The organism is Marinobacter vulgaris (assembly GCF_003344045.1).
Classification (GTDB): domain Bacteria; phylum Pseudomonadota; class Gammaproteobacteria; order Pseudomonadales; family Oleiphilaceae; genus Marinobacter; species Marinobacter vulgaris.
The window spans coordinates 1-15,530 of sequence record NZ_QFWX01000012.1; the positions used below are offsets into that span (position 1 = coordinate 1).

12 protein-coding genes, 1 tRNA gene and 1 pseudogene are annotated in these 15,530 nt (G+C 56.0%); all 14 read left to right on the forward strand.

Going from position 1 to position 15,530, the window contains the following annotated elements:
• A partial coding sequence (locus DIT71_RS17285) for an EF-Tu C-terminal domain-related protein (protein WP_199491037.1) occupies positions 1-67 on the forward strand: 67 nt, incomplete at its 5' end.
• A 53-nt stretch (positions 68-120) separates the two neighbouring features.
• Positions 121-196: transfer RNA gene (locus DIT71_RS17290), tRNA-Trp, on the forward strand.
• A gap of 33 nt (positions 197-229) precedes the next feature.
• Positions 230-598 (forward strand): preprotein translocase subunit SecE, encoded by a 369-nt coding sequence (gene secE / locus DIT71_RS17295; protein WP_027830870.1) that lies wholly within the window; start codon positions 230-232, stop codon positions 596-598.
• Positions 599-610: 12 nt separating this feature from the next.
• Positions 611-1,144 (forward strand): transcription termination/antitermination protein NusG, encoded by a 534-nt coding sequence (gene nusG, locus DIT71_RS17300; protein ID WP_114614486.1) that lies wholly within the window; start codon positions 611-613, stop codon positions 1,142-1,144.
• A gap of 119 nt (positions 1,145-1,263) precedes the next feature.
• Positions 1,264-1,695 carry a 50S ribosomal protein L11 gene (gene rplK, locus DIT71_RS17305; RefSeq protein ID WP_114614487.1) on the forward strand — a complete coding sequence of 144 codons (432 nt, stop codon included), beginning with the start codon at positions 1,264-1,266 and terminating at the stop codon, positions 1,693-1,695.
• 1 nt (position 1,696) lies between these two features.
• Positions 1,697-2,395, forward strand: a complete 699-nt coding sequence (gene rplA / locus DIT71_RS17310) for a 50S ribosomal protein L1 (RefSeq protein ID WP_114614488.1) — start codon at positions 1,697-1,699, stop codon at positions 2,393-2,395.
• A gap of 225 nt (positions 2,396-2,620) precedes the next feature.
• Complete coding sequence (gene rplJ, locus DIT71_RS17315; RefSeq protein WP_027830874.1) at positions 2,621-3,151, forward strand: 50S ribosomal protein L10; 531 nt, start codon at positions 2,621-2,623, stop codon at positions 3,149-3,151.
• Between the two features lie 39 nt (positions 3,152-3,190).
• A complete protein-coding gene (gene rplL / locus DIT71_RS17320) occupies positions 3,191-3,565 on the forward strand; it encodes a 50S ribosomal protein L7/L12 (RefSeq protein WP_114614489.1) in 375 nt (124 codons plus the stop codon).
• A 242-nt stretch (positions 3,566-3,807) separates the two neighbouring features.
• Positions 3,808-7,884 (forward strand): DNA-directed RNA polymerase subunit beta, encoded by a 4,077-nt coding sequence (gene rpoB, locus DIT71_RS17325; protein ID WP_114614494.1) that lies wholly within the window; start codon positions 3,808-3,810, stop codon positions 7,882-7,884.
• A 77-nt stretch (positions 7,885-7,961) separates the two neighbouring features.
• Positions 7,962-12,176 (forward strand): DNA-directed RNA polymerase subunit beta', encoded by a 4,215-nt coding sequence (gene rpoC / locus DIT71_RS17330; RefSeq protein ID WP_114614490.1) that lies wholly within the window; start codon positions 7,962-7,964, stop codon positions 12,174-12,176.
• Between the two features lie 168 nt (positions 12,177-12,344).
• Positions 12,345-12,719 carry a 30S ribosomal protein S12 gene (gene rpsL / locus DIT71_RS17335; RefSeq protein WP_114614491.1) on the forward strand — a complete coding sequence of 125 codons (375 nt, stop codon included), beginning with the start codon at positions 12,345-12,347 and terminating at the stop codon, positions 12,717-12,719.
• Positions 12,720-12,832: 113 nt separating this feature from the next.
• Positions 12,833-13,303, forward strand: a complete 471-nt coding sequence (gene rpsG / locus DIT71_RS17340; protein WP_114614492.1) for a 30S ribosomal protein S7 — start codon at positions 12,833-12,835, stop codon at positions 13,301-13,303.
• A gap of 18 nt (positions 13,304-13,321) precedes the next feature.
• Positions 13,322-15,427 (forward strand): elongation factor G, encoded by a 2,106-nt coding sequence (fusA, locus tag DIT71_RS17345; protein ID WP_114614493.1) that lies wholly within the window; start codon positions 13,322-13,324, stop codon positions 15,425-15,427.
• 35 nt (positions 15,428-15,462) lie between these two features.
• Positions 15,463-15,530, forward strand: a pseudogene (locus DIT71_RS18285) (GTP-binding protein); the annotation flags it as partial.

The following is a 15,530-nucleotide window of genomic DNA, read 5'->3' on the forward strand; positions in this document are numbered from 1 at the left end:
GCGCTTCGCGATTCGTGAAGGCGGCCGTACCGTTGGTGCCGGTGTGGTCTCAAAGATCATCGAGTAATTGCTCTTTTTTGAGCAAGAACTCGAAGTAAGTGCGCTGAGTTGTTTCGGTGCAGGCCAGTAGCTCAATTGGCAGAGCAGCGGTCTCCAAAACCGCAGGTTGGGGGTTCGATTCCCTCCTGGCCTGCCATTTTTTAACATCCGGATACATAAGCTGATTCCTATGGAGTCAAAAGCCGATCGTTCGACCAGTGGCTTCGATGCAGTAAAGTGGCTGGTTGTTTTTGTCCTGATTGCCATCGGTGTTGTTGGTAATCAGTATTTTAGTGCCGAGTCACTGCTGTATCGGGTGCTGGCTCTCGTAGCTCTTGCTCTGGTCGCCGCTTTTGTGGCGCTCCAAACCGAGCGTGGTCGCCGTTTTGCGACTTTGCTCAAGGAAGCCAGGGTTGAAATCCGGAAGGTCGTATGGCCCACCAGGCCGGAGCTGATCCAGACCACAGCCATTGTTGTTGTGTTTGTGTTGGTTGTGGCGTTGATGTTGTGGGGTATGGATTCGTTGATCAGCTGGCTGGTCTCCGGAGTTATCGGGTAACAGGAGTGGGCAATGGCTAAGCGCTGGTACGTGGTTCATGCGTATTCTGGCTTCGAAAAGCAGGTAATGCGCACTCTCAGGGAGCGTGTCTCTCTCGACGGCATGGAAGAAAAGTTCGGCGAGATTCTGGTGCCGACTGAAGAAGTTGTAGAGATGCGTGACGGGAAAAAGCGCAAGAGTGAGCGCAAGTTTTATCCCGGCTACGTCCTGGTGCAGATGGAAATGGACGACGGCACCTGGCACCTGGTAAAGAACACGCCCAAAGTTCTTGGTTTCATCGGTGGTACCAAGGATAAGCCGGCTCCGATTACCGAGAAAGAGGCTGATGCTATTCTTCGTCGCGTGGAAAGTGGCGCAGACAAGCCTAAACCGAAGACCCTGTTTGAGCCGGGTGAAGTTGTTCGCGTCACTGAAGGTCCGTTTGCAGACTTCAATGGCGTTGTTGAGGAAGTTGACTACGACAAGAGTCGGGTCAAGGTTGCCGTACTGATTTTCGGTCGTTCAACTCCGGTAGAGCTGGAGTTCGGGCAGGTCGAAAAAGACTGATCGGCAGCCTTACATGCTGAGAGCTCGCGCGCTATGGCGACGCGGGCTTTTTGTGTCTGCTACTGGCAGTTGTAAAAACAGGGGAGCCGAAAGGCGCTGGAACCCACAGGAGAGAATTCATGGCTAAGAAAATTGACGCTTATATCAAGCTTCAGGTTGCTGCCGGCAAGGCCAACCCGAGTCCCCCCGTTGGCCCCGCATTGGGTCAGCGCGGTGTAAATATCATGGAGTTTTGCAAAGCGTTTAACGCGCAGACCCAGGATATGGAACCGGGCCTGCCGATCCCGACGGTAATTACCGTTTACAGCGATCGCAGCTTTACCTTTATTACCAAGACTCCGCCGGCGCCGGTTCTGCTGAAGAAAGCAGCCGGTATCAAGAGCGGCTCTGGTCGTCCGAATACCGAGAAGGTTGGTACTGTCACTCGTGACCAGCTGGAAGAAATTGCCAAGACCAAAGAGCCGGATCTGACTGCAGCCGATATGGATGCTGCGGTACGTACCATTGCCGGAACTGCCCGTAGCATGGGCCTGAACGTGGAGGGCCTGTAACATGGCAAAGCTTAGCAAGCGTCAGAAGCAGATTCGTGAAAAAGTGGATTCCACTCGTGCCTACTCGATTGATGAGGCGGTATCATTGCTGGTTGAACTGGGCGAGACCGTCAAGTTCAAGGAATCCGTCGATGTTGCCGTAAATCTTGGCGTCGACGCTCGTAAATCCGATCAGGTTGTACGTAGCAGCACAGTTCTGCCCCACGGTACCGGTAAGACCGTTCGTGTAGCAGTATTTACCCAGGGCGCCAACGCCGATAAGGCGACCGCCGCCGGTGCCGATATCGTCGGTATGGATGACCTGGCCGAGGAAGTCAAAAAAGGCAACATGGATTTCGACGTGGTTATCGCCACTCCGGACGCCATGCGTGTTGTAGGTCAGCTGGGCCAGATTCTCGGTCCCCGTGGCCTGATGCCGAACCCGAAAGTCGGCACTGTTACCCCGGACGTGGAGACTGCCGTAAAGAACGCCAAGGCAGGTCAGGTACGCTACCGTACAGACAAGAACGGTATTATCCATGCTCCCATGGGTAACGTGGAATTCTCTGCGCAGAACATCAAGGAAAACCTTGAAGCTCTCATCGCAGACTTGAAAAAGGCCAAGCCGTCTTCCTCGAAAGGTGTTTACCTCAAGAAGGTAACCCTGTCGTCGACGATGGGTCCTGGTCTGACTATCGACCAGAGCGCTCTGAATATCTGAGCACCTGGCGGTAGTTACTTTGTAGTCTAGGCGGAAGCCAAGGCTGTCAAAGACCGCAGGCCCCTGAAGCACGCTTTCCTGCGGGAAAGCGGCTATACGGGTTAAAGCAACGCCTGCGCAGACGGTGTGAAGACGTTCTCTCTGAACCCAAACACCGTTAGGAGCCCCGTGAGGGGTATATGTGGGTTTGCCGGGATATCCCCGGCGAAATCGAGGAGAAATCCAGTGGCAATTAGACTCGAAGACAAGAAAGCGATCGTCGCTGAAGTCAACGAGACTGCCGGTGGTGCTCTGTCTGTTGTTATGGCCGACTACCGTGGTGTCACTTCCGGTGACATGACGGCGCTGCGAGCAAAGGCCCGTGCCGAGAACGTTCTTCTGAAGGTTGTTCGTAACAACCTGGCGAAGATCGCGATCCGCGGTACCGAGTTCGAGTGCATTGATGAGGCACTGGTCGGCCCGACAATTCTGGCGTTCTCAATGGAAGATCCGGGTGCGGCTGCACGCCTGCTGAAGGATTTCGCCAAAGAGAAAGAGGCATTCGAGATCAAGGGCCTGGCCGTCGGCGGTGAGCTGATGGGCGCAGACCAGATCGATCGCCTTGCCAAGCTTCCGACACGCCACGAGGCGTTGACGATGCTGGCCGCAGTAACACAGGCACCAATCACCAAGCTCGCGCGGACACTGAACGAAGTTCCAACGAAAGTGACCCGTGCAGTAGCGGCAGTTCGAGACCAGAAGCAAGAAGCTGCTTGATTCTGTTGAACACCATTTTTATATTTTTGGGAGAAAGTCATGGCTCTGTCTAACGAAGACATTTTGAACGCAATTGCTGAAATGAGCGTAATGGACGTTGTTGCGCTGGTTGAGGCAATGGAAGAAAAATTTGGCGTATCTGCTGCTGCAGCAGTAGCCGCTGCTCCGGCCGCTGCCGGCGAAGCTGCTGCTGTTGAAGAGCAGACCGAGTTTGACGTTGTTCTTACCGGTCCTGGTGAGAAGAAAGTAAACGTCATCAAGGCCGTTCGTGAACTGACCGGCCTGGGTCTGAAAGAAGCCAAGGAAATGGTCGACAGCGCTCCTTCCGTGATCAAGGAAGCAGCGAGCAAAGACGACGCTGAAGCAGCCAAGAAGAAGCTTGAGGAAGCAGGCGCTTCTGTTGAGCTTAAGTAAGAGTTGGCTGTTGATCGAAACCGTGCGTTAAGCATGGACAGGCTGGTGGCCGTGTGCCACCGGCCTTTTTCTGTTGTATACGCTATAGACTCTGAACGCCGATCTTGTGGTGCTGTCAGAATCTATAACCTACAGCGAGAGTCTTGTTCAAGACGGCGCAGTAAGCCGAGCAATTCGGCCCCGAAGCATGAAAATGGTTGCTTCTTGATACCAGGTATCAGGTCTAAAGCTGGGGAATGCAGATGACTTACTCCTATACTGAGAAAAAGCGGATTCGCAAAGATTTTAGTAAATTGCCGTCCGTGATGGATGTTCCCTATTTGCTGTCTATACAGCTGGATTCGTTCCGGGACTTCCTCCAAAGTGAAGCCGCACCCGAAAATCGTCGGGAAACCGGTCTCCACGCAGCATTCAAATCCGTATTCCCGATTGTCAGTTATTCTGGCAACGCCGCACTCGAATACGTGAGTTACCGCATCGGCGAGCCGGTATTTGACGTCAAGGAATGCCAGCTTAGGGGCGTAACCTACGCAGCACCGCTGCGGGTTAAAGTAAGACTTATCATTTATGATAAGGAATCGTCCAACAAGGCGATCAAGGATATTAAAGAGCAGGAAGTCTACATGGGCGAAATGCCCTTGATGACCGAGAACGGTACCTTCGTTATCAACGGCACCGAGCGGGTTATCGTTTCCCAGCTCCACCGCTCACCGGGTGTGTTCTTCGATCATGATAAGGGCAAGACCCACTCGTCAGGCAAGCTGCTGTATTCGGCGCGGGTAATACCCTACCGTGGTTCCTGGCTGGACTTTGAGTTCGATGCCAAGGATTCGGTGTTTGTCCGTATCGACCGTCGCCGGAAGCTGCCTGCGTCTATCCTCCTGCGTGCTCTGGGGTATAACTCCGAGCAGATGCTGGAGATGTTCTTCGATACCAGTAAGTTCAGTATCGGCCCGGAAGTATGCAAGCTGGAGCTGGTTCCCAGCCGCCTGCGCGGTGATATCGCAACCTTCGATATCAAGGACAAGAAAGGCACTGTTATCGTTGAGGAAGGTCGCCGGATTACCGCTCGTCACATCAAGCAGCTTGAAAAAGCGGGCCTGACCGAGCTGGAAGTTCCGACGGAGTACCTATACGGTCGCGTCCTGGCCAAGGACATGGTGGATACCAAGTCCGGTGAGGTGCTGGTTGAGTGTAATACCGAGCTCACCGAAGAAGTCGTTACCAAGATCCTGGATGCCGGTGTTAAAGAGATTGAAACCCTGTACACCAACGATCTGGACTGTGGTCCGTTCATGTCGGATACGCTGCGCATAGACCCGACCCGCACGCCTCTCGAGGCGCTGGTTGAGATCTACCGCATGATGCGTCCGGGCGAGCCGCCCACCAAGGAATCGGCAGAGAACCTGTTCAACAACCTGTTCTTCTCGGAAGAACGGTATGACCTGTCTTCTGTGGGCCGTATGAAGCTGAACCGGCGCCTGCGCCGGGAAGAAAGCACCGGTGAGGGTACGCTTACCCATGACGATATCATTGACGTTCTCAAGACGCTGATTGATATCCGTAACGGTCAGGGCATCGTGGACGACATTGATAACCTGGGCAACCGTCGCGTCCGTTGTGTGGGCGAGATGGCGGAGAACCAGTTCCGTGTCGGCCTGGTGCGCGTTGAGCGTGCGGTCCGCGAGCGCTTGAGCCTGGCAGAAAGCGAAGGCCTGATGCCTCAGGACCTGATCAACGCCAAGCCGGTTGCTGCGGCGGTGAAAGAGTTCTTCGGTTCCAGCCAGCTGTCCCAGTTCATGGACCAGAACAACCCGCTGTCGGAAGTGACTCACAAGCGCCGTATATCGGCTCTTGGTCCTGGTGGTCTTACCCGTGAGCGCGCCGGTTTCGAGGTTCGTGACGTACACCCGACTCACTACGGTCGTGTATGTCCTATCGAAACCCCGGAAGGTCCGAACATCGGTCTGATCAACTCGCTGGCCACCTACGCCCGTTCCAACTCCTACGGTTTCCTTGAGAGCCCGTATCGGAAAGTCATTGACGGGCTGGTTACTGACGAGGTGGTGTATCTCTCCGCAATTGAAGAGAGCAACTACATCATCGCCCAGGCCAGCGCCGCGATGGACGAAAACAAGCGGCTGTCGGATGAGCTGGTAACAGTTCGCCACCAGAACGAGTTTACCGTTACACCGCCGGAGAACGTCAACTTCATGGACGTGTCTCCGCGGCAGGTGGTTTCTGTGGCCGCATCGCTGATCCCGTTCCTGGAGCATGATGACGCCAACCGTGCACTGATGGGCTCCAACATGCAGCGTCAGGCGGTCCCGACCCTGCGCTCAGAGGTGCCGCTGGTCGGTACCGGCGTTGAGCGTACCGTGGCGCAGGACTCCGGTGTCTGTGTAACGGCCCGTCGTGGTGGTGTGATCGAGAGTGTGGATGCGGCCCGCATCGTGGTTCGTGTTAACGACGGCGAGACGGAAGCCGGTGATGCTGGTGTGGATATCTACAACCTCACCAAGTACACGCGGTCAAACCAGAACACCTGTATCAACCAGCGCTCCATTGTCAGCCAGGGTGACGAAATTGCCCGTGGCGACGTGCTCGCTGACGGTCCATCCGTGGATCTGGGTGAGCTGGCTCTGGGCCAGAACATGCGTATCGCATTCATGCCCTGGAACGGCTACAACTTCGAGGACTCCATCCTCATTTCCGAGAAAGTGGTTCAGGAAGATCGCCTGACCACCATCCACATCCAGGAATTGACCTGTGTGGCCCGGGATACCAAGTTGGGCAGTGAGGAAATCACCGCGGACATCCCGAACGTCGGTGAGAGTGCACTGTCGAAGCTGGACGAGTCCGGTATCGTTTATATTGGCGCGGAAGTCGGCGCCGGTGACATTCTGGTCGGCAAGGTAACGCCCAAGGGTGAAACCCAGCTGACGCCGGAGGAGAAGTTGCTGAGGGCTATCTTCGGTGAGAAGGCCTCGGACGTTAAGGATACGTCCTCACGTGTGCCCACAGGCACCCGTGGTACGGTTATTGACGTTCAGGTCTTTACCCGTGACGGCATCGAGAAAGACACCCGTGCCCAGGCCATCGAGAAAGAACAGCTGGACGAGTACCGCAAGGATCTGAAGGATGAGTACCGCATTGTTGAGGGAGCGACCTTCGAACGTCTGACCAATGCCCTCAAGGGGCAGGAAGTCATCAGCGGTCCGGGCCTGAAAAAAGGTGCCAAGCTGGACGAATCCTACCTGGCAGAGCTGTCGCGGGACGACTGGTTCAAGCTGCGGATGAAGGACGAGACGCTGAACGAGCTGCTGGAGAAATCCGAGCAGGGCCTCGAAGATCGCAAGAAGGAACACGAAGCGCGCTTTGACGACAAGAAAGGCAAGCTTCAGCAGGGCGATGACCTTGCTCCCGGTGTTCTCAAGATCGTCAAGGTATACCTCGCAATCAAACGTCGGATTCAGCCGGGTGACAAGATGGCCGGCCGCCACGGTAACAAGGGTGTTATCTCAGCGGTTATGCCGATCGAGGACATGCCGTACGATGAGTTCGGCAATACCGTTGACATCGTGCTGAACCCGCTGGGTGTTCCGTCGCGGATGAACGTCGGCCAGGTTCTTGAGACCCACCTGGGTGCCGCCGCCAAGGGCTTGGGTGAGCGCATCAGCCGGATGCTGGACGAACAGCGGAAGATCGCTGAACTGCGCAGCCTGCTGGATGAGATCTATAACCACTCTGACGAGGTCACACAAGTCGACCTGGATTCGCTGAGTGACAAAGAGATCCTGGCGCTGGCCAACAACCTGCGCGCAGGTGTCCCCATGGCAACGCCGGTATTCGACGGTGCCAAGGAAGCTGAGGTCAAGCGCATGCTTGAACTGGCAGGTCTGAGTACGACTGGCCAGACGGTATTGTATGACGGCCGTACCGGTGACGAGTTCGATCGTCCGGTAACGGTTGGCTATATGTACATCCTCAAGCTGAACCACCTGATCGACGACAAGATGCACGCTCGTTCCACCGGTTCGTACAGCCTGGTTACCCAGCAGCCGCTGGGTGGTAAGGCGCAGTTCGGTGGTCAGCGCTTCGGTGAGATGGAAGTGTGGGCCCTCGAGGCTTACGGTGCAGCGTATACGTTGCAGGAAATGCTTACCGTGAAGTCTGATGATGTGAATGGTCGGACCAAGATGTACAAGAACATTGTCGATGGAGACCATCGTATGGAGCCGGGCATGCCCGAGTCCTTCAATGTTCTGGTCAAGGAGATCCGCTCGCTGGGTATCGACATCGAGCTGGAATCCGACTGAGCCGAATTGTTTTTGGCAGCGTGAGCGGGTACCGGTCGGTACCCGCCCGAGAATAACGCCATCCGGAGCTGTTACTGATGAAAGATTTGCTGAATCTTCTCAAAAACCAGAACCAAAAGCAGGATTTTGACGCCATCCGTATTGGCCTGGCGTCGCCTGACATGATCCGTTCATGGTCTTTTGGTGAGGTCAAAAAGCCTGAGACCATCAACTACCGTACGTTCAAGCCTGAACGTGACGGTCTTTTCTGTGCCAAGATCTTCGGCCCGATCAAGGATTACGAGTGCCTGTGCGGCAAGTACAAGCGCCTCAAGCACCGTGGTGTCATCTGCGAGAAGTGCGGTGTGGAAGTGGCACTGGCCAGCGTGCGCCGTGAGCGCATGGGGCACATTGAGCTTGCGAGCCCGGTTGCCCATATCTGGTTCCTGAAATCACTGCCGTCCCGCATCGGTCTGATGCTGGACATGACTCTGCGCGATATCGAGCGGGTGCTCTATTTCGAATCGTTTATCGTGATCGAGCCGGGGATGACAACCCTGGAGAAAGGGCAGCTGCTGAACGATGAGCAGTATTACGAGGCCCTGGAAGAGTTCGGTGACGAATTCGACGCCCGCATGGGTGCCGAAGCTGTCCAGGAGCTGCTGGAAGGTATTGATCTGCAGGCGGAAGTTGAAACCCTGCGGGAAGAAATACCCCAGACCAATTCCGAAACCAAGATCAAGAAGTTCAGCAAGCGCCTGAAGATTCTTGAGGCCTTCCTGTACTCCGGCAACAAGCCCGGGGACATGGTCATGTCCGTGCTGCCGGTTCTGCCGCCGGACCTGCGCCCGCTGGTGCCGCTGGATGGTGGGCGGTTTGCAACGTCCGACCTTAACGACCTGTATCGCCGGGTGATCAACAGGAATAACCGCCTGAAGCGCCTGCTGGAGCTGAATGCTCCGGATATCATCGTGCGCAACGAAAAGCGCATGCTGCAGGAAGCCGTGGATGCGTTGCTGGACAATGGTCGTCGTGGCCGCGCCATTACCGGCACCAACAAGCGCCCGCTGAAGTCCCTGGCCGACATGATCAAGGGCAAGCAGGGTCGCTTCCGTCAGAACCTGCTCGGTAAGCGTGTGGACTACTCCGGTCGTTCGGTGATCGTGGTCGGTCCTTATCTGCGCCTGCACCAGTGTGGTCTGCCCAAGAAGATGGCGCTGGAACTGTTCAAGCCGTTTATTTTCTCCAAGCTTGAGCACCGTGGCCTGGCGACCACCATCAAGGCCGCCAAGAAGATGGTCGAACGCGAGGAGGGCGTGGTCTGGGATATCCTGGACGAAGTCATCCGCGAGCATCCGATCATGCTGAACCGTGCCCCGACTCTTCACCGTCTGGGTATCCAGGCGTTCGAGCCGGTGCTGATCGAAGGTAAGGCGATCCAGCTGCACCCGCTGGTGTGTGCGGCCTACAACGCCGACTTTGACGGTGACCAGATGGCGGTACACGTACCGCTGACCCTGGAAGCGCAGCTCGAAGCCCGTGCGCTGATGATGTCCACCAACAACGTGCTGTCGCCTGCCAACGGCGAGCCGATCATCGTACCGTCCCAGGACGTGGTACTCGGCCTGTACTACATGACCCGTGAGCGCAAGAGCGCGCCGGGCGAAGGCATGGTGTTCGCCGACGTCAAAGAAGCTCATCGCGCCTATGGTGCCGGCAAGGTCGACCTTCAGGCCATCGTCAAGGTGCGCGTGAAGGAAGTGACGATCCAGGAAGACGGTGAGCGTACCGAAGAATACAAGATAGTCGATACCACGGTTGGCCGCGCCCTGTTGTTTGATATCGTGCCGGACGGTTTGTCCTATGACCTGGTCAACAAGCCCATGGTCAAGAAGGCGATCTCCAATCTGATCAACACCTGCTACCGTGACGCCGGTCTGAAGGAAACGGTTATCTTTGCCGACCAGATCATGTACATGGGTTACCACTATGCAACGGTCTCCGGCATCTCCATCGGCTTCAACGATTTCGAGATTCCGCCGGAGAAATACGAGCTGGTGGATGCCGCTTCCGAGGAAGTCAAAGATATCGAAACCCAGTACGCGTCCGGTCTGCTGACCCAGGGCGAGAAGTACAACAAGGTTATCGATATCTGGTCCCGCGCCAACGACAAAGTGTCCAAGGCGATGATGGACAGGCTGTCCCAGGAACAGGTAATCGGTCCTGACGGCAAGGCCGTGAAGGGTGAAAACGGCGAAGATCTCATGCAGGAGTCGTTCAACTCCGTCTACATGATGGCCGACTCTGGCGCCCGGGGTTCCCCCGCCCAGATCCGTCAGCTGGCAGGTATGCGTGGTTTGATGGCGAAGCCGGATGGCTCGATCATCGAAACGCCGATCACTGCCAACTTCCGTGAAGGCCTGAACGTACTCCAGTACTTCATCTCTACCCACGGTGCCCGTAAGGGTCTGGCGGATACGGCGCTGAAGACTGCGAACTCCGGTTACCTGACGCGCCGTCTTGTCGACGTATCCCAGGACCTGGTCGTTACCATGGAAGACTGTGGTACCGAGGAAGGCCTGCTGATGACGCCGCACATCGAGGGTGGCGACGTGGTCGTACCCTTGGGTGACCGCGTCCTCGGCCGTGTGACTGCCCGTGCAGCCTTCACGCCTACCGACAAGGACAATGCGGTAGTCGAGGCAGGCGTGTTGCTGGATGAGAAGGCCGTTGAATCACTCGAGCGCGCCGGTGTGGACGAAGTCTGGGTTCGCTCTGCGATAACCTGTGAGACCCGTCACGGTATCTGCTCGAAGTGCTATGGTCGCGATCTTGCGCGGGGCCACCAGGTCAACGTTGGTGAGGCCGTTGGTGTTATCGCGGCACAATCCATCGGTGAACCGGGCACCCAGCTGACCATGCGTACCTTCCACATTGGTGGTGCGGCAAGCCGGGCGTCTGCGGTCGACAACATTCAGGTCAAGCATGGCGGCACCGTTCGTCTGCACAACCTGAAGTCCATCGAGAAGAGTGACGGTAGCCTTGTTGTGGTTTCACGTTCTTCTGCGCTGGCGATTGCCGATGAGCAGGGTCGTGAGCGGGAGTGGTACAAGCTGCCTTATGGTGCTGTGCTATCGGTCAAGCATGGCGATACCGTAGAAGCCGGTGTGGCGGTTGCCAAGTGGGATCCGCACACTCACCCGATCATCGCTGAGGCGGAAGGTACGGTCCGGTTCGTCAACATGGACCAGGGCATCACAGTGCGCACCCAGACAGACGAGCTGACGGGTCTGTCCACGATGGAAGTGATCGATCCCAAGGAGCGCCCGGCGGCCGGTAAGGACATCCGTCCTGCCATCCAGCTGATTGACGAGCAGGGTAACGACGTTGAGTTGCCCGGTGGTGGTACCGCAATCTTCTTCCTGCCAGCCAATGCGCTGGTGACCATGGCCAACGGTGCCAGGGTCGAACTGGGTGATGTGGTTGCACGTATCCCGCAGGAAAGCTCGAAGACCAGGGACATTACCGGTGGTCTGCCACGGGTTGCCGACCTGTTCGAGGCCCGTCGCCCGAAAGAATCCTCAATCCTGGCGGAAGTCAGTGGTGTGGTTTCATTCGGCAAAGAGACCAAGGGCAAGAAGCGCCTAGTGATCACGCCGAAGGATTCAGACCCGTATGAGGTTCTGATTCCGAAGCACCGTCAGATGAACGTGTTTGAGGGTGAGACGGTCGAGAAGGGTGAGGTGATCTCCGATGGCCCGTCCAACCCGCATGACATTCTGCGCCTGCTGGGCGTGGTAGCGTTGGCGAAGTACATCACCAACGAAATCCAGGACGTCTATCGCCTGCAGGGCGTTGTCATCAACGATAAACACATCGAGGTTATCGTTCGACAGATGCTGCGCAAGGTCGAGATTACCGACGCCGGTGATACCGGCCTGCTGGGTGGTGATCAGGTTGAAATCACCCAGTTCATGGAAGAGAACGAGAAAGCGGAAGCGGCCGATAAGGAACCGGCAAGGTGTGATCGCCTGTTGCTGGGTATCACCAAGGCATCGCTGGCAACCGAGTCCTTCATTTCGGCGGCTTCGTTCCAGGAGACCACGCGTGTTCTGACCGAAGGCGCGGTTACCGGCAAGCGGGATTACCTCCGCGGCCTGAAGGAAAACGTTGTCGTTGGTCGCCTGATCCCGGCCGGTACCGGTCTTGCCTATCACGCCGAGCGCAAGCGTAAGCGTGATCTGGAAGAGCAGGGCGTTACCGCGGCAGACGTTGAAGAAGCTCTGAGTGCCGAGCTCAACCGCGAAAACTGAGTTGGCCGGCACAGCCACCCGCCGGTAGTTACGTACGCCGCGGGTGGTTAAAAAGAGATCAGTCATCTTGACTGTTCAGGGGCGCGGGCTTACACTTGCGACCCTCAAATTTTACCCCCGCGTGTCGGGGGTAAGTTTCATTGATACGATTTTTTGGAGTTTGCTTACATGGCAACGATTAATCAGTTGGTGCGTAAGCCTCGTAAACGCAAGGCAGCCAAGAGCGATGTACCTGCTCTTCAGGCCTGTCCTCAGCGCCGTGGTGTATGCACACGTGTGTATACCACAACGCCGAAGAAGCCGAACTCAGCACTGCGTAAAGTGTGCCGTGTTCGCCTGACCAACGGCTTCGAGGTTTCCTCATACATTGGTGGTGAAGGTCACAACCTTCAGGAGCACAGTGTTGTGCTTATCCGTGGTGGTCGAGTAAAAGACCTTCCGGGTGTGCGCTATCACACTGTTCGCGGAACACTGGACACCCAGGGTGTGCAGAACCGTAAGCAGGGTCGCTCCAAGTACGGTACAAAACGACCCAAGTCCTGATGTCCCACGCGGGTGTCTTTTATCGTTGCTACATAGCGCGGTAAGAGTAAGGCTGAGTAGCTGATGCTATCTCAGGGGTTCCTGAAGACCTTTTAATAGATAAGGGCTTATCGATGCCTAGAAGAAGAGTTGCAGCAAAGCGGGAAATTATCCCGGATCCTAAGTTTCACAGTGCACGGCTGGCCAAGTTCATCAACCATGTGATGGAAAGTGGCAAGAAAGCTGTTGCTGAGCGCATTGTTTATGGCGCGCTCGATATCGTTGCCGACAAATCCAAGGAAGAGCCGATCGAAATGTTCGAAAAGGCCCTGGAAAACATCCAGCCGATGGTTGAGGTTAAGTCCCGTCGTGTTGGTGGTGCTACCTACCAGGTGCCCGTTGAAGTTCGGCCTTCCCGTCAGAACGCGCTGGCTATGCGCTGGCTCGTAGAATACTCACGGAAGCGTGGTGAAAAGTCCATGGCTCAGCGTCTCGCAGGCGAAATCCTGGATGCGGCTGATAGCAAGGGCTCCGCTGTTAAGAAGCGCGAAGACGTTCATCGCATGGCAGAAGCCAACAAGGCGTTCTCTCACTTCCGTTTCTAATCAGCCGAGGTTAAAACAGTGGCACGTAAGACTCCGATCAAGAGATACAGAAACATTGGTATTTGCGCGCACGTTGACGCGGGCAAAACCACGACCACCGAGCGGGTCCTGTTCTACACAGGTATTTCCCACAAAATCGGTGAAGTTCACGATGGCGCCGCCACCATGGACTGGATGGAGCAGGAGCAGGAGCGTGGTATTACCATCACGTCTGCTGCGACGACCTGTTTCTGGCAGGGCATGGACAAGCAATATCCCGAGCACCGTATCAACATCATCGATACCCCGGGACACGTTGACTTCACCATCGAGGTAGAGCGCTCGCTGCGTGTTCTCGACGGCGCGGTCGTGGTGTTCTGCGGCTCCTCAGGTGTTGAGCCGCAGTCAGAGACTGTATGGCGTCAGGCCAACAAGTACGAAGTTCCCCGCATGGTGTTCGTCAACAAGATGGACCGTGCCGGTGCCAACTTCCTGCGCGTTGTTGACCAGATCAAGAACCGTCTGGGTGCAAACGCCGTCCCGATTCAGCTGCCAATCGGCTCTGAGGACGAGTTTGCCGGCCTGGTAGACCTGATCCGTAACAAGGCTATCTACTGGAACGAAGACGACGCCGGTGCGACCTACGACCAGCGTGACGTTCCTGAAGACATGGTTGAAGAAGTCGCCGTATACCGCGAGCAGATGATGGAAGCCGCCGCAGAAGCGAACGAAGAGTTGATGGAGCGCTACCTGGAAGAGGGTGAGCTCAACATCGAAGACATCAAGAAAGGGCTTCGTCTTCGTACGATTGCCAACGAAATTGTTGTGGCAACCTGTGGTTCTGCGTTCAAGAACAAGGGTGTGCAGGCGGTTCTGGATTCGGTTATCGAATTCCTCCCTGCGCCAGACGAAGTCAAGGCGATCCGTGGTGAAGTCGACGAGGACGGTACTGAAGAGATTCGTCAGGCTGATGATGACGCTCCCTTCTCTGCCCTTGCGTTCAAAATTGCCACGGACCCATTTGTTGGCACGCTGACCTTCTTCCGCGTTTACTCCGGCAAGCTAGAGTCCGGTAACGCCGTATATAACTCGGTCAAGCAGAAGAAAGAGCGTGTGGGCCGTATGGTTCAGATGCACTCCAAAGAGCGCCAGGAAATCAAGGAAGTGCTGGCGGGTGACATCGCTGCGGCAATCGGTCTCAAGAGTGTCACCACCGGTGATACCCTGTGCGACGAGAACCACAAGATCATCCTCGAGCGCATGGAATTTCCGGAGCCGGTAATTTCTGTTGCTGTCGAGCCCAAGTCCAAGGCCGACCAGGAAAAGATGGGTGTTGCGTTGGGCAAACTTGCCCAGGAAGACCCCTCATTCCAGGTCCGGACCGACGAAGAATCCGGTCAGACCATCATTTCCGGCATGGGTGAGCTTCACCTGGATATCATCGTTGACCGCATGCGTCGCGAATTCAAGGTAGAGGCCAACATCGGTAAGCCTCAGGTGGCCTACCGCGAGTGCATCCGCAAGAGCGTGGATGTTGAAGGCAAGTTCGTACGTCAGTCCGGTGGTCGTGGTCAGTATGGTCACGTCAAGCTCAAGCTTGAGCCGCTGCCACTTGACGATGAAGATGGCGAAAACTTCATCTTTGTAAACGAAATCGTTGGTGGTGTTGTTCCCAAGGAATACATCCCCGCCGTCCAGCAGGGTATTGAAGAGCAGATGAAGAACGGCTGTCTGGCCGGTTATCCACTGCTGCGGATTAAAGCCACGCTGTACGATGGTTCCTACCACGACGTGGACTCCAACGAGATGGCGTTCAAGGTTGCCGGTTCCATGGCTATGAAGAAAGGCGCGCTGGAAGCCAGCCCGGCCCTTCTTGAGCCACTGATGAAGGTTGAGTGCGTTACCCCTGAAGAGTACATGGGCGACGTCGTTGGCGACCTTAACCGCCGCCGTGGGCTGGTTCAGGGTATGGAAGACGGCCCGTCGGGCAAGACAATCCGTGCCGAGGTTCCGTTGTCGGAGATGTTCGGTTACGCCACCGATCTGCGTTCAGCTACGCAGGGTCGGGCGTCTTATGCGATGGAGTTCTCCCGCTATATGGAAGCTCCTTCGAACATTGCCGAAGCGATCATTAAAAAGGGTTGATCCCCAGGACTTAAGAAACAGGAAGAGGTGTAACCGTGTCTAAAGCAAAATTTGAACGTAACAAGCCACACGTAAACGTGGGCACCATTGGTCACGTAGACCA